At 69.3% G+C, this 25944-nt stretch carries 29 protein-coding genes, 1 tRNA gene and 1 pseudogene; 20 read left to right on the forward strand and 11 right to left on the reverse strand.

Features of this window, described 5'->3' with window-relative positions:
* Nucleotides 1–55: 55 nt before the first annotated feature.
* Nucleotides 56–1528: a cryptochrome/photolyase family protein gene (locus tag DJ70_RS07695; protein WP_094531649.1), complete on the forward strand. Its 1473-nt coding sequence runs from the start codon at nucleotides 56–58 to the stop codon at nucleotides 1526–1528.
* Nucleotides 1529–1564: 36 nt separating this feature from the next.
* On the opposite strand, the gene DJ70_RS07700 is transcribed toward DJ70_RS07695, so the two are convergent.
* Both DJ70_RS07700 and DJ70_RS07705 read right to left on the reverse strand, forming a co-directional pair.
* Nucleotides 1565–2839: an RNA-guided endonuclease InsQ/TnpB family protein gene (locus DJ70_RS07700; RefSeq protein WP_094531651.1), complete on the reverse strand. Its 1275-nt coding sequence runs from the start codon at nucleotides 2837–2839 to the stop codon at nucleotides 1565–1567.
* A complete protein-coding gene (locus tag DJ70_RS07705) occupies nucleotides 2839–2973 on the reverse strand; it encodes a plasmid partition protein ParG (RefSeq protein WP_092564779.1) in 135 nt (44 codons plus the stop codon). The genes DJ70_RS07700 and DJ70_RS07705 overlap by 1 nt, the downstream gene beginning before the upstream one ends.
* Nucleotides 2974–3028: 55 nt before the next feature.
* On the opposite strand from DJ70_RS07705, the pseudogene tnpA reads away from it, so the two are divergent.
* Together tnpA and DJ70_RS07715 are read left to right on the forward strand one after the other, a co-directional pair.
* A pseudogene (gene tnpA / locus DJ70_RS07710) lies at nucleotides 3029–3427 on the forward strand (IS200/IS605 family transposase).
* A gap of 467 nt (nucleotides 3428–3894) precedes the next feature.
* The gene (locus tag DJ70_RS07715) at nucleotides 3895–5103 is read left to right on the forward strand and encodes an outer membrane protein assembly factor BamB family protein (RefSeq protein ID WP_094531653.1); all 1209 of its coding nucleotides are present in this window, start codon (nucleotides 3895–3897) and stop codon (nucleotides 5101–5103) included.
* Nucleotide 5104: 1 nt separating this feature from the next.
* Here DJ70_RS07715 and DJ70_RS07720 read toward each other — a convergent pair whose 3' ends face one another.
* Together DJ70_RS07720 and DJ70_RS07725 are read right to left on the reverse strand one after the other, a co-directional pair.
* The gene (locus DJ70_RS07720) at nucleotides 5105–5458 is read right to left on the reverse strand and encodes an ArsR/SmtB family transcription factor (RefSeq protein ID WP_094531655.1); all 354 of its coding nucleotides are present in this window, start codon (nucleotides 5456–5458) and stop codon (nucleotides 5105–5107) included.
* Nucleotides 5459–5476: 18 nt separating this feature from the next.
* Nucleotides 5477–6538 (reverse strand): CPBP family intramembrane glutamic endopeptidase, encoded by a 1062-nt coding sequence (locus DJ70_RS07725; RefSeq protein ID WP_245810760.1) that lies wholly within the window; start codon nucleotides 6536–6538, stop codon nucleotides 5477–5479.
* Between DJ70_RS07725 and DJ70_RS07730 the strand changes: the two genes are divergently transcribed.
* The 5 genes from DJ70_RS07730 (at nucleotide 6537) to DJ70_RS07745 (ending at nucleotide 9315) form a co-directional block, all read left to right on the forward strand.
* Nucleotides 6537–6875, forward strand: a complete 339-nt coding sequence (locus DJ70_RS07730) for an ArsR/SmtB family transcription factor (protein ID WP_094531659.1) — start codon at nucleotides 6537–6539, stop codon at nucleotides 6873–6875. The two genes, DJ70_RS07725 and DJ70_RS07730, sit on opposite strands and share 2 nt — an antisense overlap.
* A 1-nt stretch (nucleotide 6876) precedes the next feature.
* Entirely contained in the window at nucleotides 6877–7200 is a 324-nt protein-coding gene (locus tag DJ70_RS07735) for a hypothetical protein (protein ID WP_094531661.1), read from the forward strand.
* Nucleotides 7197–7493 (forward strand): DUF7521 family protein, encoded by a 297-nt coding sequence (locus DJ70_RS07740; RefSeq protein WP_094531663.1) that lies wholly within the window; start codon nucleotides 7197–7199, stop codon nucleotides 7491–7493. Before DJ70_RS07735 ends, DJ70_RS07740 begins: the two co-directional genes overlap by 4 nt.
* A gap of 299 nt (nucleotides 7494–7792) precedes the next feature.
* Nucleotides 7793–7969, forward strand: coding sequence for a hypothetical protein (locus tag DJ70_RS17335; RefSeq protein ID WP_179234000.1), 177 nt, complete (start codon nucleotides 7793–7795; stop codon nucleotides 7967–7969).
* A 143-nt stretch (nucleotides 7970–8112) separates the two neighbouring features.
* Nucleotides 8113–9315, forward strand: coding sequence for a trans-sulfuration enzyme family protein (locus DJ70_RS07745; protein ID WP_094531665.1), 1203 nt, complete (start codon nucleotides 8113–8115; stop codon nucleotides 9313–9315).
* 25 nt (nucleotides 9316–9340) lie between these two features.
* Here DJ70_RS07745 and DJ70_RS07750 read toward each other — a convergent pair whose 3' ends face one another.
* Nucleotides 9341–9928 (reverse strand): nitrous oxide reductase accessory protein NosL, encoded by a 588-nt coding sequence (locus DJ70_RS07750; RefSeq protein WP_094531667.1) that lies wholly within the window; start codon nucleotides 9926–9928, stop codon nucleotides 9341–9343.
* Between the two features lie 106 nt (nucleotides 9929–10034).
* Between DJ70_RS07750 and DJ70_RS07755 the strand changes: the two genes are divergently transcribed.
* The 3 genes from DJ70_RS07755 to DJ70_RS07765 are packed head-to-tail and all read left to right on the forward strand — an operon-like array spanning nucleotide 10035 to nucleotide 13842.
* Nucleotides 10035–12167 (forward strand): right-handed parallel beta-helix repeat-containing protein, encoded by a 2133-nt coding sequence (locus DJ70_RS07755; protein ID WP_094531669.1) that lies wholly within the window; start codon nucleotides 10035–10037, stop codon nucleotides 12165–12167.
* The gene (locus DJ70_RS07760) at nucleotides 12164–12946 is read left to right on the forward strand and encodes an ABC transporter ATP-binding protein (RefSeq protein WP_094531671.1); all 783 of its coding nucleotides are present in this window, start codon (nucleotides 12164–12166) and stop codon (nucleotides 12944–12946) included. The genes DJ70_RS07755 and DJ70_RS07760 overlap by 4 nt, the downstream gene beginning before the upstream one ends.
* Nucleotides 12943–13842, forward strand: coding sequence for a copper ABC transporter permease (locus DJ70_RS07765; protein WP_094531672.1), 900 nt, complete (start codon nucleotides 12943–12945; stop codon nucleotides 13840–13842). The genes DJ70_RS07760 and DJ70_RS07765 overlap by 4 nt, the downstream gene beginning before the upstream one ends.
* 73 nt (nucleotides 13843–13915) lie before the next feature.
* Here the strand turns inward: DJ70_RS07765 and DJ70_RS07770 are convergent, their stop codons facing one another.
* From DJ70_RS07770 to DJ70_RS07780, 3 genes are all read right to left on the reverse strand, one after another.
* Nucleotides 13916–14257, reverse strand: coding sequence for a DUF7471 family protein (locus tag DJ70_RS07770; RefSeq protein ID WP_094531674.1), 342 nt, complete (start codon nucleotides 14255–14257; stop codon nucleotides 13916–13918).
* A gap of 99 nt (nucleotides 14258–14356) precedes the next feature.
* Nucleotides 14357–15151 carry an MBL fold metallo-hydrolase gene (locus DJ70_RS07775; RefSeq protein ID WP_094531676.1) on the reverse strand — a complete coding sequence of 265 codons (795 nt, stop codon included), beginning with the start codon at nucleotides 15149–15151 and terminating at the stop codon, nucleotides 14357–14359.
* A 169-nt stretch (nucleotides 15152–15320) separates the two neighbouring features.
* Nucleotides 15321–15752, reverse strand: a complete 432-nt coding sequence (locus tag DJ70_RS07780) for a pyridoxamine 5'-phosphate oxidase family protein (RefSeq protein ID WP_094531678.1) — start codon at nucleotides 15750–15752, stop codon at nucleotides 15321–15323.
* A 143-nt stretch (nucleotides 15753–15895) separates the two neighbouring features.
* On the opposite strand from DJ70_RS07780, the gene DJ70_RS07785 reads away from it, so the two are divergent.
* The 4 genes from DJ70_RS07785 to DJ70_RS07800 all read left to right on the forward strand — a co-directional run bounded on the left by DJ70_RS07785 (nucleotide 15896) and on the right by DJ70_RS07800 (nucleotide 18477).
* Complete coding sequence (locus DJ70_RS07785; RefSeq protein WP_094531680.1) at nucleotides 15896–16399, forward strand: winged helix-turn-helix transcriptional regulator; 504 nt, start codon at nucleotides 15896–15898, stop codon at nucleotides 16397–16399.
* A gap of 89 nt (nucleotides 16400–16488) precedes the next feature.
* The gene (locus DJ70_RS07790) at nucleotides 16489–17172 is read left to right on the forward strand and encodes an SCO family protein (RefSeq protein WP_094531682.1); all 684 of its coding nucleotides are present in this window, start codon (nucleotides 16489–16491) and stop codon (nucleotides 17170–17172) included.
* Nucleotides 17173–17221: 49 nt separating this feature from the next.
* Nucleotides 17222–17689 carry a pyridoxamine 5'-phosphate oxidase family protein gene (locus DJ70_RS07795; RefSeq protein ID WP_094531684.1) on the forward strand — a complete coding sequence of 156 codons (468 nt, stop codon included), beginning with the start codon at nucleotides 17222–17224 and terminating at the stop codon, nucleotides 17687–17689.
* Nucleotides 17690–17835: 146 nt separating this feature from the next.
* Nucleotides 17836–18477 (forward strand): DJ-1/PfpI family protein, encoded by a 642-nt coding sequence (locus DJ70_RS07800; protein WP_094531686.1) that lies wholly within the window; start codon nucleotides 17836–17838, stop codon nucleotides 18475–18477.
* A 10-nt stretch (nucleotides 18478–18487) separates the two neighbouring features.
* Here the strand turns inward: DJ70_RS07800 and DJ70_RS07805 are convergent, their stop codons facing one another.
* Nucleotides 18488–18919, reverse strand: coding sequence for a universal stress protein (locus DJ70_RS07805; protein ID WP_094531688.1), 432 nt, complete (start codon nucleotides 18917–18919; stop codon nucleotides 18488–18490).
* A gap of 131 nt (nucleotides 18920–19050) precedes the next feature.
* On the opposite strand from DJ70_RS07805, the gene DJ70_RS07810 reads away from it, so the two are divergent.
* Together DJ70_RS07810 and DJ70_RS07815 are read left to right on the forward strand one after the other, a co-directional pair.
* Nucleotides 19051–20172 carry a 3'-5' exonuclease gene (locus DJ70_RS07810; RefSeq protein ID WP_245810762.1) on the forward strand — a complete coding sequence of 374 codons (1122 nt, stop codon included), beginning with the start codon at nucleotides 19051–19053 and terminating at the stop codon, nucleotides 20170–20172.
* Between the two features lie 216 nt (nucleotides 20173–20388).
* The gene (locus DJ70_RS07815) at nucleotides 20389–21561 is read left to right on the forward strand and encodes a tubulin/FtsZ family protein (protein WP_094531692.1); all 1173 of its coding nucleotides are present in this window, start codon (nucleotides 20389–20391) and stop codon (nucleotides 21559–21561) included.
* 48 nt (nucleotides 21562–21609) lie between these two features.
* Here the strand turns inward: DJ70_RS07815 and DJ70_RS07820 are convergent, their stop codons facing one another.
* The gene (locus tag DJ70_RS07820; RefSeq protein WP_094531694.1) at nucleotides 21610–23559 is read right to left on the reverse strand and encodes an oxidoreductase; all 1950 of its coding nucleotides are present in this window, start codon (nucleotides 23557–23559) and stop codon (nucleotides 21610–21612) included.
* 91 nt (nucleotides 23560–23650) lie between these two features.
* Between DJ70_RS07820 and DJ70_RS07825 the strand changes: the two genes are divergently transcribed.
* Nucleotides 23651–24175: a hypothetical protein gene (locus DJ70_RS07825; RefSeq protein WP_094531696.1), complete on the forward strand. Its 525-nt coding sequence runs from the start codon at nucleotides 23651–23653 to the stop codon at nucleotides 24173–24175.
* Between the two features lie 66 nt (nucleotides 24176–24241).
* Here DJ70_RS07825 and DJ70_RS07830 read toward each other — a convergent pair.
* Nucleotides 24242–24315 (reverse strand) — tRNA-Tyr (locus tag DJ70_RS07830).
* A gap of 155 nt (nucleotides 24316–24470) precedes the next feature.
* Between DJ70_RS07830 and DJ70_RS07835 the strand changes: the two genes are divergently transcribed.
* Nucleotides 24471–25385, forward strand: a complete 915-nt coding sequence (locus DJ70_RS07835) for a hypothetical protein (RefSeq protein WP_094531698.1) — start codon at nucleotides 24471–24473, stop codon at nucleotides 25383–25385.
* A 59-nt stretch (nucleotides 25386–25444) separates the two neighbouring features.
* A partial coding sequence (locus DJ70_RS07840) for a DEAD/DEAH box helicase (RefSeq protein WP_143420960.1) occupies nucleotides 25445–25944 on the forward strand: 500 nt, incomplete at its 3' end.

Below are 25944 nucleotides of genomic sequence, written 5' to 3' on the forward strand. Positions count from 1 at the left end.
GGACGTCCGAGCGACGTGACGGTGCTTTCACGGTCCCGGCCGCCGTGGGATCGCCATGGAACTGTTCTGGCATCGACGGGACCTCCGGATCGCCGACAACGTCGGGCTCGCGGCCGCGGCCGACCGCGACGCCGTCGCCCCGGTCTTCGTCTTCGATCCCGGCGTGCTCGCACACGCGAGCGACGTCCGCGTCCGACGCCTGCTCGACGGACTGGAGTCGCTTCGGGCCGCCTACCGCGACCGCGGAAGCGACCTCCTCGTCGCCCGCGGCGACCCCGCCGCGGTCCTGCCGACGGTCGCCGAGGGCCTCGACGCCGAGCGCGTCGTGTGGAACCGCGACTACTCGGGGCTGGCCCGCGAGCGCGACGCGGCGGTGCGGCGCGCGCTCGCCGCGGCCGGGGTCGCCCGCGAGGCGCACCACGACAGGGTGTTACACGACCCCGACTCGATCCGGACGAACGCGGGCGACCCGTACGCCGTCTACTCCTACTACTGGAAGAAGTGGCGGGACCGCGGGAAGGACGCGCCGGCCCCGGCACCCGAGGGGTCGGATCTCGTCGACGGGAACGACCTCGACGCGAGGGCGGCGAGCGTCCCCGAAGCGGCCGACGCGAACGTCGCCGTCGGCGACCTCCCGACTCCCGCCGACCTCGGGTTCGCGGAGCCCGACGCCGCCGTCGGCCCGGCGGGAACCGAGGCGGCCCGCGAGCGACTCGAAGGGTTCCTCGCCGAGGACGTGTTCGCCTACGAGGACGACCGCGACCACCCGGCCCGCGAGGGGACCTCACGGCTCTCGACGTTCCTGAAGTACGGCGAGATCGGGGTTCGGGAGGTGTACGCCGCCACGGAGGAGGCGATGGCGGCCGCGGCGGACCGGCCCGAGGACGACGCGGAGGGAAACGTCGAGGAGTTCCAGGCGCAGCTCGCGTGGGGCGAGTTCTACACCCAGGTGCTGTTCCACGACCCGTCGGTCGTCACGGAGAACTACAAGGAGTACGAGGAGGGGATCGACTGGCGCGACGACCCCGAAGAGATCGCGGCCTGGAAGCGCGGCGAGACGGGGTACCCGATCGTCGACGCGGGGATGCGCCAGCTTCGCGAGGAGGCGTACATGTACAACCGCGTCCGGATGATCGTGGCCTCCTTCCTGACGAAGGACCTGCTGGCCGACTGGCGACACGGCTACGACCACTTCCGCGAGCGCCTCGCCGACCACGACACCGCGAACGACAACGGCGGGTGGCAGTGGGCAGCCTCGACCGGGACCGACGCGCAGCCGTATTTCCGGATCTTCAACCCGATGACGCAGGGGGAACGCTACGACCCGGACGCCGAGTATATATCGAAATACGTCCCCGAACTCCGCGGCGTCGACCCCGAGATCGTCCACGGCTGGCACGAGTGCTCCCGGACCCAGCGGGCGAACGCGGCACCGGAGTACCCGGAGCCGATCGTCGACCACTCGTCGCGCCGGGAGGCGGCGCTCGCGATGTACAAGCGCGCCCGCGGCGAGGATCCGGAGGAGTGAACCGCCTCGGGGTCAAGCCCCGAGGCTTCCCGTGGTTTAGTCGGACACTCCCATCCGACCATCGGCCTGATAGCCTCGAGCGGTCGGGTGGGTCACGGTCGGGGCGTCCACGACCCCCGATGCCTGCCGTCGCACCTTCCGAACAACAGGAAGGCTGTTGAGAGCAGGCACATTCCAATCGAGTTTCTTCACGCCTTTCACGGCGATATTGACGCTTGCACCACGGTCGCTGTGGTCTTGATGCTCACAGGACTTGCACTTGAACCGCTTCTTGTGGCGGTTCGCTCGCTCCGTATGTCCGCACATCGGACACCGTTGGCTCGTGTACGCAGGGTCAATCCACGCTGTCGGGATTCCCTCGAACGACGCCTTGTACGAGGTATAGAACTGAAGGGCGCGGAACGGGAGATGGTGCAAGCGTCGGTTCATCCGAGTGCCGTAGTCGATACTGTCGCGCATCTCTTTGAGGTCTTCAAAGACGATGCACGGCTTCTCGAACTGACGGCTCCACTCCACGATGTGACGACTCACCTTGTGGAGTCGGTCACGGACTAACCGTTTCTCACGCCCTTCCAACGTATCGTGGATGCTGTCCTTCCCTGCGTTCTGCGCGCGCTTTCGCATCGTAAAGTAACGGTGGCGCTCGAACTTGATTTCAGGGAAGTCGATGACCAACGTATCCTCGACGCCACCCTCGGAGAGTGCGGTGAGAGCCACGTTGTCCTCGTTCACGTCCACACCGACGGCCGTCCGCGAGTCATGCTTGTCACGGACAGTTTGCTCGGTGTTGGTGAGGTTGACGTGTAACTCGGGGTTGTCGTTGTGGAACAGGGCTTCTGCCGTCCCAATCTTCCACTCGTCGTTTTCAAGCGCGGTCTTGAGAATGTCGAGGTGAGGCTCACTCCCTTTGAGGACGCCCTTGACGTGCTTGTACGGCTTCGCGCTGATTCGGAACGCCACGTCACCGTCGTCGGTGAGCGACAGGTTGTACCCCTCCGTGAAGTTCGCCCGGAGCGGGTACACACCGTCCTTGGTGTGACTCGGTTGGCCGAAGTCGTCGTACTCATAGTAGTTCTCCATCGCACCGAGTGCTTTTGCGACAACGCGCTGTGTCGTGTTCTTCACGAGGTTGGCGTCGTCGGCTACTCGGTCGGGAATCGCGTCCCAGTCCACGCCTTTTTTGGCGAGGCGGATGGTCTCGTTGTACACCGAGCGGGCTTCGAGTGTGGCGTCGTACAGCAGACCCTCGTTGCCACTCTGGGTGTCGAGTTGGAAGTCCAACGTCTTGACGAGGGCCTGTGCGTCGGTCACTATTCGGATTCGTTGAGCCAGTCGTTGACGAGTCCACGCACTACGTCGGACTTGGTTTCGTCAACCTCGATGCACTTCTTCGAGAACTCCTTGTACACATCGTCCTCGAAGTCTACGGACAGTCGTTTTGTCATCTCACACCCTTACTTAGATACTGAAATGCTTAATTCTTGCTCACGTACTGTCTGTATGGGCGAGAAGCGGTCAAACCACGCAGTGTACAATGTCAACTACCACTTTGTGTGGTGTCCGAAATACCGTCACGCGATTCTCGAACCAATCGAGGACTCGTTAGAAGTGAGTTTCCGAGGCGTGTGCGACGAGTACGACTACGAGATACTGTCACTCCACATCTCACCCGACCACATACACCTATTCCTGTCAGCCCACCCGAAGCACTCACCGAGCGAGATCGCACGGGCGGTCAAGAGCATCACGGCGCGGGAGATGTGGGAACAACACGAGTCGTACTTGGAGGAATATCTGTGAGGCGGTGGGTTCTGGGAACAATCGTACTACATCGGAACGGCTGGCCAGGTATCCAGCGAGACGATTGAACAGTATATCGAACGTACAGAACACGTTTGAGTGTCGGCTTCACCCTCGGGGTCAAGCCCCGAGGCACTCGCCTTGCTTATCTGTAGAGCCGGCCGAACGCCGAGAACGGGATCGGAGGCGCCGTCGAGAGGCGTCAGCTGATCCGTCCGTCGCCCCCGTGACCAGTACACGCCCCTCATCACGGAAAAGATCTCGTGCGTCAGCGCAGGGAGGAGGTCGAGGCTCTGGAGCCGTCGATCGAACTCCGAGACGATCGCCTTCGTGCGAGGAAGGAACAACGCTGATTTGAACCATCGGAGGAGGAAAGTACGCCATCCAGCGATGTATCGGTACGTGTGAGCATGAGGGAGACCGTTCGGCCGATCGTCCGTACCCGGTATCTCGATCGTAGCTGGAGACGAGAGCAGCGACGGTTGGAAGATCCCAGCGGACGGTCGGATACGGTGAGGGTCCGGATCTCCTGACGATCATCACCCCGAGAAAACATCATATCACACATGAACCGAAGGACGTTCTTGTCGACAGGGATCGTCGGCGCGAGTACGCTCTCAGGGTGTCTGTCGAGGGTTCCATTGGTGGATCCGGATACACCCCTGCCGGAGACACCCACGGGAGCGTGGACACAGCACGGAGCCAACGGGGCAAACACGTCCGCGCCGAACGTCGCCGTTCCCTCCCAGGGAAATCTGGCGTGGACATCAGAGGCGTTCACACGCTGGCAGCCCGCAGTTTCCGACGGAACAGTATACACGACGAACTTCGATCCCAGCCATGACGGGAGTGCGATCGCGTTCGACGCACGGGACGGAACCGAACGGTGGCGAACGACCCTCGACGCCAGCGGGGAGAACGCGACCGTCGTCGTCGACGACCGGTGTATCGTGGCGTACGATGCGGAACTCGTTGCGCTCGATCCCCACACGGGCGAGCAGCTCTGGACGCGACCCACAAACGGGTTCGAACAGCTCGTCGCAGACGAAGCCACCGGGACCGTGTTGGTCGCTTCCGACATCGGCATCGAGGCGTTCAGAGCAGCCGACGGGGCGAAACGCTGGGAAACCTACACGGTCATCCGACTCCCGTGTGCGCCCGCCGTGGACGACGGGCGCGTGTTCGCCGTTGGAGACGTGGATGGATCGCCATCGCTCGTTGCCTTCGCGCTGGAGGATGGGTCGGAACGCTGGCGGAGCAAACTCACGGCCACGCCAGAGTCTGCCGCACCCGTCGTCACCCGAGAAGGCGTGTTCGTCTCTGATGACCGAACGCTCGTCGTTCACGACGGGGAAACCGGCGATCGGATCCGCGAGCTTCGTTCCTTCGGTGCGGACGACGTCACCCCTCGGACGGTCGCCGTCGACGACGGTACCGTGTTCGTTACGAGCTCGGAAGGTGCCGTCGCGATCGACGGTGAGACCGGGGTGGAGCGATGGCACCGCGAGACCCCGGTGTACGAACCGGGGCTCTGTGTCGGAACGGATACGGTCGTGTTCCCGGTCGGGAGCCCCGAGTTCGCCCCTGGGAAGAAGACGATCAGCGTGTTCGACCGGGAATCGGGAGAGATGCGATGGCACTACGCGTTCGACCCTGGCTTTCACCATCACGTGACATCGCCGCCAGTACTGGTCGACGGCGCCGTATTCTTTACCGCCACGCACACCGACGGCCTGGGCGCCCTTGGCGACGTTCCTCCACGGGACGGATCGTGACTCACTGCCGTGTCTCCGGGGAGGTGTCCCCGAACTGAATGACGAGCTCCTCCACGGCGAGGGCGTAGACCGTCATCTCGATTCCCCGTCTCGAGTACCACGTGTCCACCGCCTCGATCAGGTCGGCTTCACGGAGGTGTCCCAAATGGTATCGAGCGTTCTGTACGGAGGTACCGATAGCCTCAGCGATGTCCGAGGCCGTCGCCGGTTCGTTACCAAGCGTTGCCAGTATCTGCTGTGCGGTATCCGAGGAAACGGCCTGAAGTACGTCGGTCGGCTGGTCGTCGATGACGATGCTCGCCCGTTCACGCGGGGTGTGTTCGACGGGAGTCTGGTGGGGGAATGCGGTCGGCATGAGTTCGTCCGAGATGTGTTACCGTCCGGTGTAAGCGGTCAGGCGATCGTCGAGCTCGATCGTCCCGTCGCGTCGGCGTATATACGCGACCAGTAGCAAGCCACCGAGGACGGCGAAGCCGACGAAAACGAGTCCCTCCTCGCCAACCCAACGCGACGGCCCGACGATGTCGACGGCGAAGAGCTCCGGGGTTTGCTGTGAGTGACCGAGACCGAAGACCGCGCTTTGAGTGAAATTGTAGAACACGTGAAAGCCGATGCCGAGGGCGAGTTCGCCGGTCAGGACGTACACTCCACTCAGTACCAGTCCAGCGATCAGGTAGTACCCGTACTGGCTGAGATGCGTTACCTTCCCGCCGTGTAGAAACGCGAACACGAGGGTGCTCAGAGCCACGGCGAGGCCGACGGCAACCCACTCGGGAGCGTATCCGTTCGATCCCTCAGCGAGATTCTTCACCATCGCGCCACGCAGGACGAACTCTTCCCATGCGGCCGCAAAAGCGATATACCCGAACACGACTCCCATCGCAGGCACGAACGGTAGGTCGCCGGACCCGCGCAGTACGCCGGCGAACGTGGCCCAGCCGGCGCCGAGCGCCACGACGAGTGCGCCCCCGTTGACCGCGGTGGCGACGAGTCCACCGACGACGAACGAGCGCCACCAATCTCGGTCGAACGAGAGGCCGAATCCGCTCATGGGACGCCGGTCGATGATTCGTGTACTGAGAAGCACCGCGCCGACGAGAACGACGGCGATCCCGGTCAGTTCGAGGAGCTCTCGTATCGGATGGACGAACCTGGCTCGGATCGTGGTCTGAAGGACCGCGAGGAGAAGAAAGGTAAGCGCCGTCGGTAGGAGCGCACGGAGCGGCGCGCGCGGGCGGCGTTGTTCGGCATTCCAGACCGGCCAGCAGAGTCGACGGATCCGCTCCGGGAGGGTAGTCGAGAGGATCCGGCCAACCGTCGATCGTAACGACATACCTGGCGCGAGCGTCCGGAGACACCTAGCATCCCAGGCACGGCTTCCGACCCGGAAGCTGTGATGGGGGTTTTTGCTGTTACCCGGATCTGGCATGTTCATGGGCGAGGACGACGATGCCGTCCTAGCGCTACTCGACGACGAGTACGCCCGAGCGATCCTCGCACACCTCACGATCGAACCGATGTCAGTCGATGAACTCTGTACGGCCTGTGACATGTCCGATTCGACGGCGTACCGCCGTCTCGATCGGTTACATGACGCAGGGCTCGTGACCGAACGCCAGGAGTTCGATCCCGACGGCCACCACTACAAGCGGTACGTGGCCACCGTCCAGAACGTTACCGTCACGTTCACCGACGGGGGCTACGAGGTGGCCGTGTCACGCTCGACGGACCCTGCCGACCGGTTCACGGAGCTGTTTGAGGGGTTATCCTGAGATGCTCGTAGGACAGGTGGAGACCACGGGGGGGGACCCGCTCGTCGCGCTCGGAGTGCTCGCTCTCTCGGTAGTCTCGGTCGTGTTGTCGGTGACTATCGCCGCGGTGCTGATCCGCGGCTATCGTCGGGGAGGAGCTCACCGCGGGATGCTCTGGCTCGCGGTGGGGCTCATCTTCCTGATCACGGTGCCCGAGCTGCTTCGCGTCGCGTTGCCGACGGCGACGGACGTGGGGAGCACCGGGCGTTCGATACTCGTCAGTGGCTGTGAATTACTCGGATTGGGAACGATACTGTGGACGGTGTACGGAGGAGAGCTGCGATGATATCAGTGGATCTGCTGACGATAGAACTGCTCAGCGTGGCATTGGTGGCCCGTAGCGTTACTGCCGTCGCGGGACTGTTCGTCGCGACGCTGGCCTATCGTGGCTACCGACGTAACGACTCCACCAAGATGCGGGCGCTTGCCGTCGGCATCGGTTTGCTGACGGCAGGCGTCTACGTGGCCGTCGTGCTCGCTGATCTGACTGGGGCGGGGAGCGGCATCGTCCTGCTGGTACGAGGGCTCGTGACGGTTGCCGGCCTCTGTGTCGTGTTGTATGCGATGGTCGCGGCGTGATGTTCGGCGGGAGAGAAGGAAACCGCAGCCGAGACCGGGCGTCCTACTCCATACAGTTCACGGACCGCTTCACGACGAGAGAGACGTCACCACGTCCAGTACGCAGACCGGGCATTTCGATCGGCGTCCGGAAGATCGAGTCTCACCAGCTCGTCGTCGACGGATCGACATGCCCGAGCGCGACGTTTGCTCGGTTCTCGATGTCGTGTCGGTCCGTTGTGATTCTCAGAGAGCCACATACGTCGGCTCGATCGAGTGGAAGCCACAGGCATTACCCAGCGAAGCGACGACGTCCAGACGTGTATGACAACCCGGCGTATCTGATGCTACTTGGGGTATCCATCGGCCTCGTTTTTTCGGGGGCCTCAAATGGTACCCTTCCAGCCCTCCTCCAAGCTATCGGTGGACTCCTCGCCGTCAGTGGTGGTGGGATGCTCCTCGGAGAGGCGTACGGTCGTTCGAGGGATACCGAGTAAGCAGTCTATAGCGTCCAACCGATCCGGGCGGAAACGCGTCCGGGGAAGGGGGACTCCACCGTGGCCGGAACGGTCGACCGGAGCCGGACGAGTCGGGGAGTCCCGTCGCGGGAGTTTATCACATCCGAGCGACAGTCGTAGCCATGACCGACGAGCGAGCGGGCGAGGAGCGCCCCGACTCGGATCGCGGCCGGAGCTTCGAGACGCGGGAGGTCCACGCGAGCGCGCGGACCGACCAGTACGGGGCGCTCGCCACGCCGATCTACGCCAACTCGACGTACGAGTACGACACGATGGACGGCCCGCGCGGCGACCACCGCTACTCCCGGATCTCGGGCCCGACGCGGGGGGAACTCGAGGCGGCGTTCGCGGACCTCGAGGGCGCCGACCACGCCGCCGCGTTCGCGAGCGGCATGGCCGCCATCGACGCGGTGTGCTCGCTTCTGACCGGCGGCGACCACGTCGTCGTCGGCGAGAGCGTCTACGCCGAGACCCACGAGCTGTTGACCCGCGTGTACGCCCGTTACGGGATCGAGACGACCGTCGTCGACTCGACCGACCCGGCGGCGATCGCCGACGCCATGCGCGAGGAGACCGCGATGGTGTTCGCCGAGACGCCGACGAACCCGACGCTCCGGGTCGTCGACCTCGAGGCGACCGCCGCCGTCGTCGACGACCACCCCGGAGATCCCCTGCTCGTCGTCGACAACACGTTCGCGTCGCCGTACCTCCAGCGTCCGCTCGAGTACGGGGCCGACCTCGTCGTCGAGTCGCTCACGAAGTACGTCGGCGGCCACTCCGACCTCGTCGCCGGCGCGGTCGCCACCCGCGATCCCGCCCTGGCCGAGGCGATCGGCTACTACCAGTACCTCCGCGGCGGCACGCCCGGCCCCTTCGCCTGCTTTCTCGCGCTCCGCGGGATCAAGACGCTCTCCGCGCGGATGGAGCGACACTGCCGGAACGCGACCGCGGTCGCGGCGCTCTGTGACGGCCACGACGCCGTCGAGCGGGTGTACTATCCGGGGCTGGAGTCGCACCCGAACCACGCGGTCGCCCGCGAGCAGATGGCCGACTTCGGCGGCATGGTGAGCGTCGACCTCGCGGGCGGCCGGGAGGCGGCCGCCGCCTTCGCCGCCGACCTCGACGTGTTCGTCCTCGCGGAGAGCCTCGGCGGCGTCGAGAGCCTGGCCGAGCACCCCGCGACGATGACCCACCAGGACTTCTCGCGGGAGGAGTTGGAACGGGCGGGGATCCCGCCGGGGCTCGTCCGGCTCAGCGTCGGCACCGAGGCGCGCGACGACCTGCTCCGGGACGTGGAGGCGTCGCTCAACGGGCTCACGGCGTGAGTCCCCGCCGGGAGGGGGATCCCGGCTACAATCCCTCGAGCGTGCCCCGGTCGACCGCCTCCGCGTCCATCGGCTGGCCGCCGTACTCGGCGACGAACGACTCGACGTCCGACTCCTCGCCGAATGGGATCAGCTCGGGCCCCATCGACCCGACCACGTCGCTGCCGGCGACCACGGTGAGTTCGGTCGTCCGCGCGAACGCCGACGCCTCGACGTGCGAGGAGAACATGACGTCGTCGCCCTCCTCGAAGACCTCCTGGTCGACGGTCGAGTAGTCCGTGAGGAAGGTCGCGAGCGGGTCGCGGCCGTCGTCCTCGGCGTCGAACCGGTAGGTGTAGGTACAGACGCTGCTACAGAACTGCGCCGGCCTGCCCCCCTCCGGCTCGTCGTCCGCGAAGTGGACCTGCCCGACCGGGCCGGGGTGGTCGCGGACGATCATCCCGCACTGGTCACAGGCCCGTTCGCCGTCGAGCGAGATCGGCGAGATCGACGCCGAGTCGCCCGAGCCGCCCAGACAGCCGGCGAGCGCCAGCGGAACCGCGCCCGCGACCGCGCCCACCACCCGTCGCCGCGACCGCGGAGCCGACGCCGCCGATCCGGTTCGTTCGTTCATCGATCGAACCTTCGAATTCGGCCGCCTTAGCCCCTCGGAACGGATCCGAACCCTCGTTCGAGGAACGAACCAGATCGGCTATACGGCGCCGGATCGAACCGTCGACGTGGCTATCATCGACCCCTACGGCGAGCGGTTCGGACGGGTCCTCCTCGCGGTCGCGGTCCTCGGGGTCCTCGCCGGGGTCGCGACCGCCGGCGCGTACGCGGCCGATCCCTCCACGGCGACGCCCGACCCCGTCGCCTACGACGACGCCGTCGAGCTCGGGCTCTCCTCCGAGACGGACGAGCTGATGGCCGGGTCGGCACGGATCCCCCGCGTCCAGGTCTTCTACTCGCAGCTCCAGTACGTGGTCGGCTACAACGGGGTCGAGTCGTTCGTGGCGACGCTCGACGACGGCCGGACCGAGCGCCAGTTCGGCTACCCGCTCGTCGTCTACGTCGAGACGTTCGACGGCGGAGCCCCCGGCGTGACCGACGACGGGCTCTTCGAGGCCGAGCGGGCGACGGAGTGGATCCCCGCGGACGAGGCCGCCTACGTCGTCGGCAGCGCGGCCCACAGCCCGGCGGGCGAGACGGTCGTTCCCTTCGCGGAGCGGTCGACCGCCGCGGCGTTCGCGGCCGATCACGGCGGGCGCGTCCTCGAGTGGGGAGCCGTCCGGGACCGATCGTTCGCCGTCGACTCGGCGGCGACCGTCCGCTCGATGGCCCCGGCGCGCTGGGCGGAGGCCGACGAGCGGATCGCGGACGCGATGGCGCCGGGAGACGACGGCGGCGCCGGCGGCACCGGCGGCGAGGACGACCGCGGGATCGTCGTCGGCGAGGACGCGCCGACGATCGACGCGGCGGTGGCGGCCGCGCCGCCGAACGCGACCGTCGTCGTCCCGCCGGGCACCTACGAGGAGACGGTCACGGTGAACGAGTCGGTGACGATCGCGGGCGACGAGGCCCGCGTCCGCGGGGACGGGAACGGCTCGGTGATCACGGTCCGCGCGCCGGACGTGACCCTCTCCGGGCTCTCGATCGACGGCGTGGGGAACCGGACGCGCGACCCCGAGGCCGCGCGCGAGGCCGCCGAGGAGGACGGGACCTGGGACACCAACATCCAGCTCGGGTACGGCCACGGCGACGCGGGGATCCGCGCGATCGACGCTCCCGGCCTCGTCGTCGACGACGTCGCGATCGAGACCAACGCGAGCGGCGTGCTCCTTCGGGACGGCTCCGACGCGGTGATCCGGAACCTCCGCGTCGACGGCAGCGACGACTGGCGCGACGGGTTCATGGGCGTCACCGGCATGGAGTCGCGGGTCACCGTGACCGACAGCCGGTTCGAGGGCGGTCGCGACGGGGTCTACCTCCACCGCGCCGACGGCTCCGTGATCCGGAACTCGACGTTCGTCGGCAATCGGTACGGCACCCACCTCATGTACACCGGCGACGCCCTGATCGCCGACAACGCCTTCCGGAACGCCGAGTTCGGCGGGATCACGGTGATGACCCGACCGTCCGGGAACGCGATCGTCGGCAACGACGTCCGCGACTCCGGCGCGGGGATCCAGGCGTCCGGCACCCGGTCGTACGTCGGCTACAACACGCTCGCGAACAACGGGCTCGGCTTCTCGACCAGCTCCCGCGGGTCGCTGTACGAGCGCAACGTCGCCGTCGGCAACGAGGTGGGCGCGCACGCGACCACGGTGGTCCCCTCGAGCCGGGTCGTCGCGAACGACTTCGTCGGCAACGACCGCCACGCGGAGGCCGGTCCCGGCGCGCTGCGGGTCTGGGCCGACGGCGACCGCGGGAACTACTGGGAGGGCGCGACCGTCGGCCTCCACGAGCCCGGCGAGCGGGCGTACCGACCGACCGCCCCGGTCGACGCCGTGCTCCACCGCGAGACCGCCGCGGCGGCGGTGCGGGAGTCGCCCGCGGCCGCCCTCCTCGACCGGCTCTACGGGACCGTCCCCGGCGCGCGGTCCGGGAGCATCGTCGACCCCGCGCCGGCCCCGAAGCCGTACGCGCCCGGCCGGGTCGCGGCCGCCTCGGACCCGGACTCGCCTCCGATCCACCCGGACTGGCGACGCGAACTCGGCGGCGGGTCACGAACCGAGGAATCCGGCGCCGACACGACGACTCCGACCACCACCATCATGAACACGCACGAGCGGAACGCGACGGACGGGACCGTGAGCCAGGCGGCGATCGCGGGGGCGGGAAGCCGCGCCGACGCGGAGGGTCGTCGGTGAGCGACGACCCGCTCGCCGAGCTGTCGGGGGTCGCTCGGACCTACGGCGGCGTCGCGGTCCTCGAGGACGTCTCGGTCGCCGTCTTCCCCGGCGTGACCGCCGTGATCGGGCCGAACGGGTCGGGGAAGTCGACGCTCCTCGGCGCCCTCGCCGGGGCGATCGAGCCGACGGACGGGCGCGCGAGATACGTCGGGCCGGACGCCGGCAGGCCGATCGGCTACCTCCCGCAGCGGGTCCCGTTCCGCGAGGAGTTCACGGCGCGCGAGACCCTCGCGTTCTACGCCGGGGTCGCGGGCGGCGACCCCGACGAGGCGCTCGCGCGGGTCGGGCTCTCCGACGCGGCCGACCGGCGGGTCGGGGCGCTCTCCGGCGGCATGCGTCGGCTGCTCGGGATCGCCCAGGCCACCGTGGGGGACCCGCCGCTCGTCGTGCTCGACGAGCCGACGAGCGGGCTCGATCCGGGGATGCGCGAGCGGGCGTTCCGGACCGCGGCCGACGCGTCCGGGGCCGACACCGCGGTCGTCGTGAGCTCGCACGATCTCGATCTGGTGGACGAGCACGCGGACCGGGTCGTGGTCCTCGATCGCGGGCGTGTCGCCGCGGCGGGCCCCCGAGACCGGCTCTGTTCCGACCACGGCGTCGACGACGTCGCCGGGCTCTATCGGGCGGTCGTCGCCGGCGACGCGGGCGGATCCGGCGACGCCGCCGACGCCGGATCGGGGGACGCCGACCGCGACGAGCCGAGCGGGGTCCACGTGACGGGGGTCTCGGAGCGATGACGGATCTCGGCGCGACGGGCGGTTCCGCGGAGACGCGACGCCGCGTCGGGGCGGTCGCCACGGTGTTCCGCCGCGAGCTGGCGACCGTCCTCCGGACGCCCGGATACGGCGTCCTCGCGGTCGGCCTCCTCGCCCTCCTCGGCGGGACCCTGGCCGTCGGCGGCGGGGGGGACACCGGGTTCGTCCCCGCGGTCGTCGACCTGCTCCTCGTGACGGAGGTCGTGGTCCCGCTCGTCGCGTTCGTCGTCGGGTACCGCGCGCTGCTCGTCGACGCGGAGAGCGGCGAGCTCGCGGTGATCCGGACGTACCCCGTGAGCGTCGCCGGCTACGTGGTCGGCGTAGTGCTCGCGCGAGCGCTCGCGTTCCTGGCGATCGTCGTCGGCCCGTACGCGCTGATCGGCGGGGTCGTCTGGGCGACCGCCGCCCCCGACACGGGGATCTTCGCGACCCACTCCGGGGTCGACTCCCCGCTCCTGTACCTCCGTTTTCTCGGCCTGCTCGTTCCGTTCGGCGCGGCGTACCTCGCGGTCGCGACCGCCGTCTCGGCGGTCGCCTCGAGCCGGCGCGGCGCGGTCGCGATCGCGGTCCTCGCGCTCGTCGCCGGGGTCCTCGGCGGCGACCTCGCTGTCCTGCGGTCGCTGGCGAGCGGGGCCGACGCGTCCGCGATCCCCGGACTGCTCGCGTCCACCCCGAACGGGGCGTTCCGCGGGCTGGTCTTCGAGACGGTGGTCGGCGTCGCGTTCGCGCCCGAGGGCGGCTTCGTCGCGGTCCGGCGAGCGGCGGTCTCGCTCGTCGCCTGGACCGTCGGCGGTGTCGGCGTCTCGACCGCGGCGCTCGCGTACGGCGCCCGGATCGACGTCCTCCTCGAGGGCGTTCGGGCGCGGGTCGCCGAGTGAACCCGAGTCACGGAGCGTCCGGGTCACGGAGCGTCCCGGTCGGCGGACGCGCGCCGGACCCGGCGGCGGGCGGTCACTCGCTCGGACTCGGGACCGATCCCGGCGCGTACGCGTACACCGCGTAGAGCACGGTCGCGGCGGTCAACAGGTCGAGGCTGTGCGCGACGAAGTGGTGAACCGGCATCGGCACGTAGCCGAGGACGGTCCCCGCGCCGACGACGGACCGCGCCAACAGCGCCCCCACGGCGACGCTTATCAGGAGGTGCCGGCGGCTCCGGCGGCGACCGTACGCGATCAGGCTCACGAGAAAGAGGACGCCGGTCCCGATCCCCGCCACGACGACGACGGCCAGGATCGGCAGCGACCCCTCGACGCCCCAGCCGGCCGACGAGAGCGGTGCGATCGGCGGACGCATGTGTCGGGGGGTTGGACGCGGTCGGTTATGAATCACCCCATCGAGTCCCCCGAGACGGGACCCGCCCCCGGCGGATCGCGGTCGCGGCGGGCGGTCCGGCTACAGCTCGACGACGTCGCCACGCGCCGCGACGCGGAACCCCGCCGACTCCAGCCGCTCGCGGGCGTCGGACGCCGGGTCGACGAGCGGGTTCGTGTGGTTCAGGTGGGTGAACCGCACCTCGGTGTCGACGTCGGCGAGGGTCGCCATCGAGGACCGGACCGTCGGGTGGGGCACCGCCTCGACGCGACCGATCTCGTCCGCGCTCCAGAAGGTCCCGTCGACGAGGGCGACGTCGACGTCCCGGATCAGGGACTCGACGCGAGCCGTCAGCGCGTCGACGTCGCTCACGTACAGCAGCGACCGGTTCGGGCCGTCGAGGCGGTACGCGAGCGTTCCGGTCGGGAGCGACTCGCGGTGGTCGACGCGGATCGGCGTGACCGAGGTCGTCTCGAGGGCGACGGGGTCGCCGTCGGCGACCGCCCGCAACTCCACGTTCCGTTCCCGCACGAGCGACCGCAGCGGCTCGTTGTCGCGGATCACGTCCCCGAGGCCGGACGTGGCGTACACCGGGAGCTCGTCCGCGTCGACCGATTCGCGTCCGAAGTAGGACAGCCCGGTGAGATGGCCGAGGTGGGCGTGCGTCAGGAACACGCCGTCGGGGACATCGACCGTCTGGAACCGAACGTCCGGGGTCGCATCGAACAGGTACCGGCCGGCGTCCTCCAGCCGGATCGCGCTCGCGTATCGCGCACGCCGGGGGTCCTCACGCGCGGCCGCACAGCTCTCACACCGGCAGCCGAGGTGCGGGACGCCGGCGTCCTGGGCGGTGCCGAGTATCTCGACGGTGCTCACGGTGTGGGGATGGCGGCCGGCGGCGTATCAATGTGGTGTCGGCTCCCCGGCGGCTCCCGATCCGGCTCGGATCGGTCCGATCCCTCCGGCTCGGTCCGCTCCGACCCGACTCGCCGCGTCCGCCGTCCGGTCGATCGTCTCCGCCCTCCGGGCCCGCGACGCGTTCCCCTCACTCGGCGGTCCGGCGACCGACGACGGTCTCCATCTCCAGTTCGTACAGGGTGAACTCGACGTTCCCGACCGTCTCGTCGAAGAGACGGAACGGCGGGAACCACTCGTTGAGCGTCGCCTCGTCGACGTCGCCGTCCCACTCGCGGATCGGTCCGCGAACGTGGACGCTCCACGACTCGGTCGTCGAGGCGTCGTAGCACACGAAGGTGGCCCGTTCGGTCGTCTCCAGGAACCGCCCCTTCTCGCTCTCGTCCGCGTGGTCGCTCACTCGGAGGAGGACCCGATCGCCGTCGTAGTGGTAACTCAACGGGACCGCGTACGCGTCGTCCCCGTCCGCAAGCCCGAGGACGCCGTGTTCGGCCGCGCGGAGACGGTCGTCGACGTCGGACTCGCTCAGTCCGACGGTGTACACGTATTCGACGTGATCCATGTGAGCCGGCACGCGAGGGGTTCACAAATATCCCCCACACGTCGGAGCGAGGGCGTCGTCGCGGCCGCGTCCCGGTCCGCTCCCAGCGAGGGGGAAGCGACGAGCGGTTTTTACGCGGGGATCCGGTAGCTCCGGTGACGACCATGTCGGACACCAGATCCCGGATCCGACGCCACGTTCGGGAGACGCCAGGCGTCCACTTCAACCGCGTGAGCCGGGAGCTCGACGTCGCGACCGGGCAGGCGCAGTACCACCTTCGCCGGCTCGTCCGCGACGACGAGCTCGCCGTGGAGCGCGTCGCCGGGCGCGCCCACTACTTCGATCCGACGTTCGACCCGTGGGAGCGTCGTGCGCTCGCGTTCCTCCGCCGGGAGACCGCACGGGCGATCCTCCTCCGGCTCCACGCGGAGGGACCGACCCGCCCGTCGGCGCTCGCGGACGACCTCGAGCTCGCGCGGAGCACCGTCTCCTGGCACGTCTCGAACCTCGTCGACGCCGGGGTCGTCGAGAAGTCCGCGGACCGACCGATGACGGTCTCGCTGGCGCGACCCGAGCGGACCGCCGAGCTGCTCGACGCCGTCTCCCCGTCGCTGCCCGACCGCATCGTCGACCGGTTCGTCCGCACCGTCGACAGCCTCTTCGAGTGAGGCGGGTCCCGGCGTCGACGCCCGCGACCACCGGGTCGTTCGACGCCCGCACCAGACCGGTTATGGCTCCGACGTCCCTCGGATCGACCATGAGACGCCGAGCGCTGCTCGGAGGGATCGGCGCGGCCGCGACCACGACCGTCGCGGGCTGTGCGACGCGACTGTCGAGCGGCGAGTCCGAGGGAACCGTCCTCGACCCGCAGGAGGACCAGGTCGCCGACGCCGAGGACCTGTCGTACCCGGCCTACGGCCAGCCGCTGCCCGACTTCGAGCTTCGCGCGCCGCTCGCCGACGAGACGGTCGACGCCGGAGACCTCGACCGGACCGCGATCGTCACGGCGGTGTTCACCTCGTGTCCCGCGGAGTGTGGGGTCCTGCTTCACCGTCTCGTCGGGGTTCAACGGCGGGTCGCAGAGGCGGGGCTGACCGACGCGGTCGTCTTCCTGCCGATCACGTTCGACCCCGAGCGCGACGACGAGCGGGCGCTCCGCGAGAACGCCGAGTCGCTCGGGGTCGACCTGGCGGCCGGTAACTGGCACTACCTGCGGCCGGCCTCGCCCGCGGAGGCGGAGACGGTGGTCGAGGACCGACTGGGGATCGGCTTCGAGCGGACGACGGAGAGCGACCGGCTCGAGGGGTACGACTTCACGCACGCCGTGGTGACGCTGCTCGTCAATCCGGACGGGATCGTCGAGCGGGCCTACCGCGGCGAACGCGTCGACCGGGACCGCGTCGCCGACGACGTCGCCGCGGTCGTCGACGCGTTCCCATGACCTCGGGGTCGTCTCGTGGTTTAATGTCGCCGAGGCGCGATCGTGGGGTATGTCAGCTGACGAGCTTCTGGAGTCGAGCGCGACGACGATGGGCGACGACCGGATCCGGGCGTTCCTGACCGAGCAGGGCGTCGGAACGCTGGCGCTCCCGGACGGGGACATCCCCTACCTCGTGCCGATGTCGTTCGGGTACGACGGGGAGTCGGCGCTCTACTTCGCGTTCCTGCTCTTCGGTTCCGAGAGCCGGAAGGAGACGCTGAGCGAGCGGGCCGAGTCGGCGGCGTTCCTGGCGTACGACGCGCGATCGCCCCACGAGTGGCGGAGCGTGAGCCTCCGCGGGCGGATCGAGGCGATCGACGAGGACGAGGAGGGTGGATGGGCGGCCCTCCGGGAGGCGATGGAGAACGCCTGGCACCCGGACCTCTTCAGTGCCGCCGAGCCGATGCGAGGCGTCCGCGGCTATCGGTTCCGGATCGACGAGTGGACCGGGATCCGGCAGGGCGGGCCCTCGGAGTGACCGCCGCGTCGCGTCCGGCGTCATCGCCCGCGTCGGCCGTCTCCCGTCTCCTCCGGCTGTTCGCCGGATAAGGGGGACCCGTCGGGAGGGAGGAACGGACCTGCCGGAGGGGGAACGCACATGGTCTGCGGCCTCCTTCCGCCCGTATGAACGTCGACGTGCTGCTGTACGACGGGTTCGACGAGCTCGACGGGATCGGCCCGTACGAGGTGTTCGACTACGCGATCGACTACGCCGCGGAGGACGGAGACGACGCGGACGACGGGGGTCGCGTCCGCTACGTCACCCTCGAGGAGCGCGAGACGGTGATCGCGAGCCACGGGACCCGCGTCGGCGTCGACGGCGTCCTCCCCGCGCCCGACGACGCCGACGCCCCCGACCTGCTCGTCGTTCCGGGCGGCGGGTGGAACGCGCGCGACGAGACCGCGAGCGCGTGGGCGGAGGCGAACCGCGGGGCGATCCCCGCCGCGCTCGCCGACCACCACGAGGCGGGCACCCGGATCGCGAGCGTCTGTACCGGGTCGATGCTGCTCGCGGAGTCGGGGGTCACGGACGGCCGCCGGGCGGTCACGCACGCCGGCGCGGTGGACGAGCTCCGCGAGTCGGGCGCGAACGTGGTCGACGCCCGCGTGGTCGACGACGGCGACCTCCTGACCGCGGGCGGGGTCACCTCCGGGCTCGACCTGGCGCTGTACGTCGTCGAACGGGAGTTCGGCGAGGAGACGGCGGACCGGGTCGCGACCGTGATCGAGTACGAGCGGCGCTACGAGGTGGCGGGTCGGGAGTGACGGGCCGGAGTCAGACGTCGACGCCGTCGCCGGCGTCGCCGGAGCCGTCGACCGTGATCACCGTACAGTCGAGCTGGCCGCGGAGGTACGAGTCGATGTCGGGATCGGAGAGGAGCTTCTGGACCATGCGCCGCCAGCGGCCCGCCTGCTTGGAGCCGATGACGACCACGTCGGCGTCCTCGGCGACGATCTCCTCGAGGATCGTCTCCTCGACGAGGAAGCCGCGGCGGACGACGTACCGGGCACGATCGACCCGCCCGATCCGGCTCTCGACGGCGCGTTTGAGGTCGCTCCGCGAGACGCCGCCGCTGTTCTGATACAGGTCGACGTGGAGGACGGTGAGTGCGGCGTCGCGCTCCTCCGCGACGCGAACCCCCTCGCGGAGCGTCGCCTCCGAGTGGGCCGTCACGGGATACCGGACCGGCACCACGACCAGGGTCATGTCGCCACGAACGCGTTCGTCACGTAAATACGCTGTCGATACGCCGGACGATCGCGGTCCGTCGGACGCGCTCGTCACGGCACGGCGAACGCGTCACCCGTCCGCCGTTCGTGACGCGGCCGGGGTGGCCCGTGGCGACTGCGCGTACGCGGCACGCGCGGCGATCCCCCGACGCTCACAAAGGTTTAACAGACGTCGTCCTCGAGACCGTCCAGTCGGTCCACGGCTCGACGACGTTCACCCGCGGCGAGCTGATCCGGTTCGTCGAGGAGGCCATCGCGGACGGGAGCACGCACGAGGTCGACGCGGGGTCCGGGACGAACGCGGTGACCGTCCAGACGATCCACGCGACGAAGGGGCTCGAGTACCCGATCGTGATCCTCGCGAACATGAACGCCGGCCGGTTCCCGTCGACCGGCGGGGGCGGGAGCGACCTCACGTACGCCGACCCGATCGGGCTCCGCCAACGGACGGTGTACTCGGAGGCGGCACACGGCGTTCCCCACGTCTACGACGACTGGCGGACCGACGTGCTCACCGCGTGTCTCCCGCGGGACTACGACGAGGAGCGACGGCTCCTCTACGTGGCGATCACCCGCGCGGAGCGCCACCTCGTGCTCGCCGGCGGGGCCGACCCGAACGCGTTCCTCGCGTCCCTCCCCGTCGACGTCGAGACGGTCGATCCCGACCTGTCGGCGGTCGAGCCGGAGCCGGACGGGCGCTCGACGTTCGCGGTCGACGTCCCGGAGCCCGACGGACCGGCGAGGTACTCGCCGCACGCCTTCATCGACGACGCCGTCTTCGAGGGGAACGTCGGCGGTCGGGGGACGGCGTACGGGTCGGCCGTCCACGAGTTCGCGGAGCGATACGTCCGCGACGGACCGGCGGAGGGGCCGGAGCCCGACGGACGCGACGAGTCGAACGTGAAGGCGCTGATCGACTCGCTCGACGGCGAGACGCGGGCGGAGATCGACGCCTTCCTCCCGCTCACGGTCGACGGCGAGCGGATGACGGTCGGCGGAGTCATCGACCTGCTCCACCTCACGGCCGACCGCGCCGAGGTCGTCGACTACAAGACGGACCTCACCCGCCGGGCCGAGAGCGAGTACCGAAAACAGCTCAGCGTCTACTACCACGTCGTCGACGGGGTCCACCCGGATCGGTCCGTCTCCGCGTCGATCTTCTACACCCACGACGGCGAGCGGCGGACGATCGATCCCCTGAGCGAGGCCGAACTCCGCGACCTCGTGTGACCGCGGCGGGACCGAGGCGGCCCGTCGGCCGGCGTCGAAGCCCTCGCTCCCTCGTCGTCCGCCGCGGTTCCGTTCCGATCGGGACCGGCCCGGCGGCAGGTTGCGCTCCGATCGCGCCCGGTTCGCCGGCGGGTTCCGTTCCGGGCGGTCCGCGTGACGTCTCGCCCGTCTAACCTTTATGCGCTCTGCCCGCGTATCCAAGCGTGGTGTGTTCACATGAAACTCGCATTGATCGGGGTCGGACAGGCGGGCGGGAAGGTGGTCGACGAGTTCCTGGCGTACGACGCCCGGACGGGCGCGGACGTCGTTCAGGGAGCCATCGCGGTCAACACGGCGAAGGCGGACCTCCAGGGGATCGACCGCCTCCCGACGGACCGTCGGATCCTGATCGGGCAGTCGCGCGTGAAGGGGCACGGCGTGGGCGCGGACAACGAGCTCGGCGCGGAGATCGCCGAGGAGGACATCGACGAGATCCAGGGGGCGCTCGACTCGGTGCCGGTTCACGAGATCGACGCGTTCCTCGTCGTGGCCGGGCTCGGCGGCGGGACGGGCTCCGGCGGGGCGCCCGTGATCGCCAAGAACCTCAAGCGGATCCACACCGAGCCCGTCTACGGGCTGGGCATCCTGCCCGGCAGCGACGAGGGCGGGATCTACACCCTGAACGCCGCGCGGTCGCTCAAGACGTTCGTCGACGAGGTGGACAACCTCATGCTGTTCGACAACGACGCGTGGCGCAGGTCGGGCGAATCGGTCGGCGAGGGGTTCGACGCGATCAACGAGGAGTTGGTCCGGCGGTTCGGCGTGCTGTTCAGCGCGGGCGAGGTGACCGCGGGCAGCGACGTGGCGGAGAGCGTGGTGGACTCCTCCGAGATCATCAACACGCTCAAAGGGGGCGGGATCTCCTCGCTCGGCTACGCCGACGTCGCGGTGGACGAGCCGGAACGACAGGGGCTCCTCTCGCGACTGCGGGGCGACTCGGACGGCGGGATCGACAGCACGGAGGCGACCAACCGGATCACGAGCCTCGTCCGGAAGGCGACGCTCGGCCGGCTCACGCTGCCGTGTGAGGTGAAGGGCACGGAGCGGGCGCTGCTCGTCGTCGCGGGGCCGCCGGAGTACCTGAATCGGAAGGGGATCGAGCACGGCCGCAAGTGGCTCGAGGAACAGACCGGGTCGATGGAGGTCCGCGGTGGCGACTACCCGCGGCGCGGGGAGGGGACGGTCGCGGCGCTCGTGCTGCTCGGCGGCGTGACGAACGTCCCGCGGGTGAAGGAGCTCCAGCAGGTCGCGATCGAGGCACAACGGAACCTCGGCGAGATCACGGACGAGAGCGAGGACCGCTTCGCGGAGCTGATGGACAGCGACGGGGAGCTGGAGTCGCTGTTCTGAGATCGTCGCGGCCAGCGGGCGACGGCGCGGCCGCGTGGATCGACGCGCTCAGATCTCCGTCGCCGTCTCGAAGCCCTCCCGGACCGCCTCGTCGAGCGATCGGGGCGCCCAGCAGTCGCCGACCCGATGGACGGACACGTCGGCGTCCGCGAGGGCGCGGTACTGCTCGTAGTCGGCCTCGCCGCCGTGGGCGAAGACGACGGTGTCGACGCCGTCGTGGCGGTCGCGCTCGTCGTTGAAAACGTTCTGGAGGACGACGGCGTCAGGCTCGACCGCGTCGACCCGGTGATGGGGCGTCACGGTCACGCCCGCGGCGTAGAGGTCGCCGAGAAGCGTGTTCTGGATGTACTGCTGGACCGATTCGCCGGGGGTGTACGCCGCGGTGACGATCTCGACGTCGGCGCCGGCGTCGACGGCCTCGGTGGCGATGTCGAGCGCCGCCTGGTTTCCGTCCCAGTCGGCGACGACGACGTCGTTGCCGAAGGGATCGTCGGCGCGGAGCGCCTCGACCGCGGTGTACGCCGCCACCGACTCGGCGACGGGGACGTCCGGTCTGCGCCCGGTCGCACCGGTCGCGAGAACGAGGTCGTCGGGGTCGTAGGCGGCGACGTCGCCCGGCGTGAACGCGGTCCCGCGCTCGACGGTCACGTCGTGGTCGTCGAGACGCGACGTGAGGGTGGTCAGCCACTCCTCGTAGCGTCCCCGGTGGTCGAGGTCCGCGTAGGCGGTCACCTGGCCGCCGAGACGGTCGGTGGCTTCGAGGAGGGTGACGTCGTGACCGCGTTCGCCGGCCGTCGTCGCCGCGACCAGTCCCGCCGGCCCCCCGCCGACGACGAGGACCGACTTCGGCGTCGCCGCCGGGTCGAGGTCGCCGTACTCCGCCTCGCGACCCGTGACCGGATTGACCGTACACCGGATCGGCAGCCCCTCCTGGTACCGACCGATACAGCCCTGGTTACAGGCGACACAGGGGATCACGTCCTCCCGCTTCCCGGCCTTCGTCTTCGTCGGGAGCTCGGGGTCGGCGATGAGCGCCCGCGTCATCCCGACCACGTCGGCACCCGTCTCCGCGAGCATGCGCGTCGCCTTCTCCGGCGTGTCGATGCGCGAGGTGACGATCGTGGAGCCGTCGACGGTCCGATCGATGGCCGCGGCGGGCGACCGTGTGACCGCCGCCGACTCGGTGGCCGGCGGAACGATGTAACTACAGCCCTCATGGGTGCTGGAGCTGCCGACCACGACGCTCCAGTAGTCGAGCCGCGTCGCGTCGTCGACGTGTTCGACGATCGGGAGGGTCTCGTCGAACGAGAGGCCCGCCTCGGAGCGCTCCTCGGCGCTCAGCCGGATCCCGACCGCGAAGTCGTCGGCCGTGCGCCGCCGGATCCGATCGGCGATCTCGACGGTGAACCGACAGCGGTTCTCGAGCGTGCCGCCGAACTCGTCGTCCCGGTCGTTGACGTTCGGGCTCCAGAACTGCGCCGGCAGGTAACCGTGTGAGCCGACGATCTCGACGCCGTCGAGGCCCGCGCGTTCCATCCGTTCCGCCGCGTCGACGAAGGCGTCGATCAGCTCGTACACCTCCGTCGTCTCCATCGGCCGGGGAACGACCTTCAGGCGGTCGGTGGGCGCATCGGAGGCCGACAGCGCGGGCGGTGCGTACTCGCCGGCGTAGCGCTCGCGCCCGCCGTGAAACAGCTGCGCGACGAGACGCGTGCCGGCCTCGTGCATCGCTTCGGCGAAGGGTTCGTACGACTCGACGACGTCGTCCGTGCTGGCGTCGATCGTGTGGTCCGTCAACAGCCCGCTCTCGTGGACCGCGTGGGCTTCGAGAACGACGAGTCCCGCCCCGCCGCGCGCCCGCTCGAGGTGGTACTCGAAGAAGTCGTCCGTCGGGAGGTAGTCTTCGACGAGGGTCGTCTGGTGGCCCGAACTCATGATCCGGTTCGGGAGCCGGAGCGGGCCCACCCGCGTCGGCTCGAAGAGCGAGGCGTGTTCCATACCTCCGCAACGTCCGTGATGGATCCTAAATGTTTGCCGATCGCTGGCACCCTGCGGGAGTTCTATTATCCTCCCTCACCCGGACGGAGACATGGACGCCGACGATATACGGACGTACAGCGAGCGGTACGCTGACGGCTACACGGAGGAACATCGGGAGATCGAAGACGACGTGGGCGCGGCTCTCGACGAGAAGGGGTATCTCACACGAGACGAACTGGAACGCGTAGTAGCGTGGAAACTCGATAACCAGCCCGGTCGGAGGGACCGCTACATCGAAATGATGCGGTCGACCCCGGAGGAGTTCGTCCGGCGGGTAACGGAAGCGGCCCTCCTCCCAAACGACCCGAAGATCCAGTTACGGACTCTCGCTTCGATCCCCGGCATCGGTGACGCGACGGCGACGGTCGTGTTGGCGTTCCACGATCCGACGACCTACGCGGTGGGCGACCGCTACATCATGGACGCGCTTTTCGGGGAAGATCGTGGGTTCCGACGTAGTGATTACGCCACGCTACTGGAGGAGCTCCACGATCGAAACCCCAGCGACTTCGACCTCCGAACCGTTGAGAAGGCATACTATCGCCGGTATTTGGAAGAAAACGGCATCGTGTAGTTCTCCGCTCGCGGAGACGAGGAACGAGCCGCTCCACGGTCCGTTGCGAACCGACCGGAGAGAAAGTCCGCCCTCCCCGAATTGAACGGGGGACAAGCCGATCTACAGTCGGCTGCTCTACCAGGCTGAGCTAAGGGCGGTCACTGAGTTCTACCCGCTGGATCCGACTTAAGGGTTCCCTTTCGGCTCCGAGTCGGCCCGCGGTATCGCACGCCGGGACCGCGTCGACGGGGGGCGAGCGCGACGGCGACCGCGGCGCGCCGTCGTTAAGTCGGTCGGGGCGGGAGCGGTGTGTATGAGCGACGACGGACCGGAGCGACAGGCCACGTTCGGGACCGACGGCAGCCTCGAGACCGACACCACGCCGGAGGCGACCGGCGAGAACGACTTCGGCGAGCGGAAGGCCGAAAACGAGACCGACGGCGGCTACAGCCGCTACGCCGTCTCCAGCCTGCTTCAGAAGGCGGTCCGTCGCTCCGACGAGGAGGTCGCGGCGTGGGCCGCCTGGGAGCTCGCCCGCTCGGGCTACGCCTGGAACCTCTGGGACCGGCTGACCCTCTACGTCGTCGAGGACCTCCAAGCGGGCAGCGAGGTCGCCCTGACGATAGCGCGCTACGAGGAGCTCGCGACCGACCGCTGGGAGCCCGACGAGTGGCGCGGGCGGCTGTGTGCGGTCCACGCCGCGCTCGCGGCCGCCCGCGCTCGCTCCACGCGCGAGGCGGCCAACGCCGACGCCTACTTCTCGGCGGTCGCCGAGGAGCGGGCCGCGGCCCGCGAGCGGGGCGAGGAACCCGACCACGACTTCCCCGCCGGCGACCTCGAGGCCGGCGGACGGTTCGACGTCGCCCTCGACGGCCACACCGGCGAGGGAGCGAAACGAAGCCGCGGGACGCGCTTCTTCAAGACCCGCGGCGCGCGCGTCGGCCCGGAGGGCGAGAGCGAGACGAGCGCGCGCTGGCAGCGGCTCGCGATGTCGCTCGACGACGACGTCGCCTACTCGGCCGCCGAGCTGGACCACGCCGTCGCGCCGGTCGACCCCGACGACCCGTGGACGGAACCGGCGGAGATCGATGGCGACGACGAGACGGACGGCGGTGGCGGAGACGACGGCGACTGCGGCGACGGCGACGGCAGCAAGGACGGCGACGACGAGACGGCGGAGCCGGACGACCCGAACCCGGACGGGTCGCTGACCGACTTCTCGGGGTAGGGCGGTCCGGCCGAGATCCGACACAACCGCTTTGCCGCGGCGGCCCCACGGATCGGACCGTGACCGACGGCGGGGACGAAACGACCGAAGGGGCCGCCGCCGAGACGCGGGCACGGCGGCTCCTCCGGGACGTCGGCGCCGACCGCGACTGGGGGTTCGACCCCGAGACGGTCGCGATCGACGACGCGGGCGTCCTCGAGCACCTCTCGCCGGTCGTCCGTCGGTGGTGGGTCGAGCGGTTCGGCGCGCACGTCGCGGCGAACGGCGGCCTCTTCACGCCGCCACAGCGCGGCGCGATCCCGCACGTCGCCGCCGACCGGAGCTGTCTCGTGGCAGCGCCGACGGGCAGCGGGAAGACGCTGGCGGCGTTCACCGCCGTCCTCGACGACCTCTTCGCGCGCGACCGCGCCGGCGACCTGGAGAACGCGGTGTACTGTCTGTACGTCTCGCCGCTCAAGTCGCTCGCGAACGACGTCGAGCGCAACCTCGAGTCGCCGCTCGCGGCGCTGTCCGAGCGGATCGCGGCGAGCGAGGGAAGCGACGGCGACGCGCCGGACGT

Origin of the sequence: Halorubrum halodurans (genome assembly GCF_002252985.1) — an archaeon.
Lineage (GTDB): Archaea > Halobacteriota > Halobacteria > Halobacteriales > Haloferacaceae > Halorubrum > Halorubrum halodurans.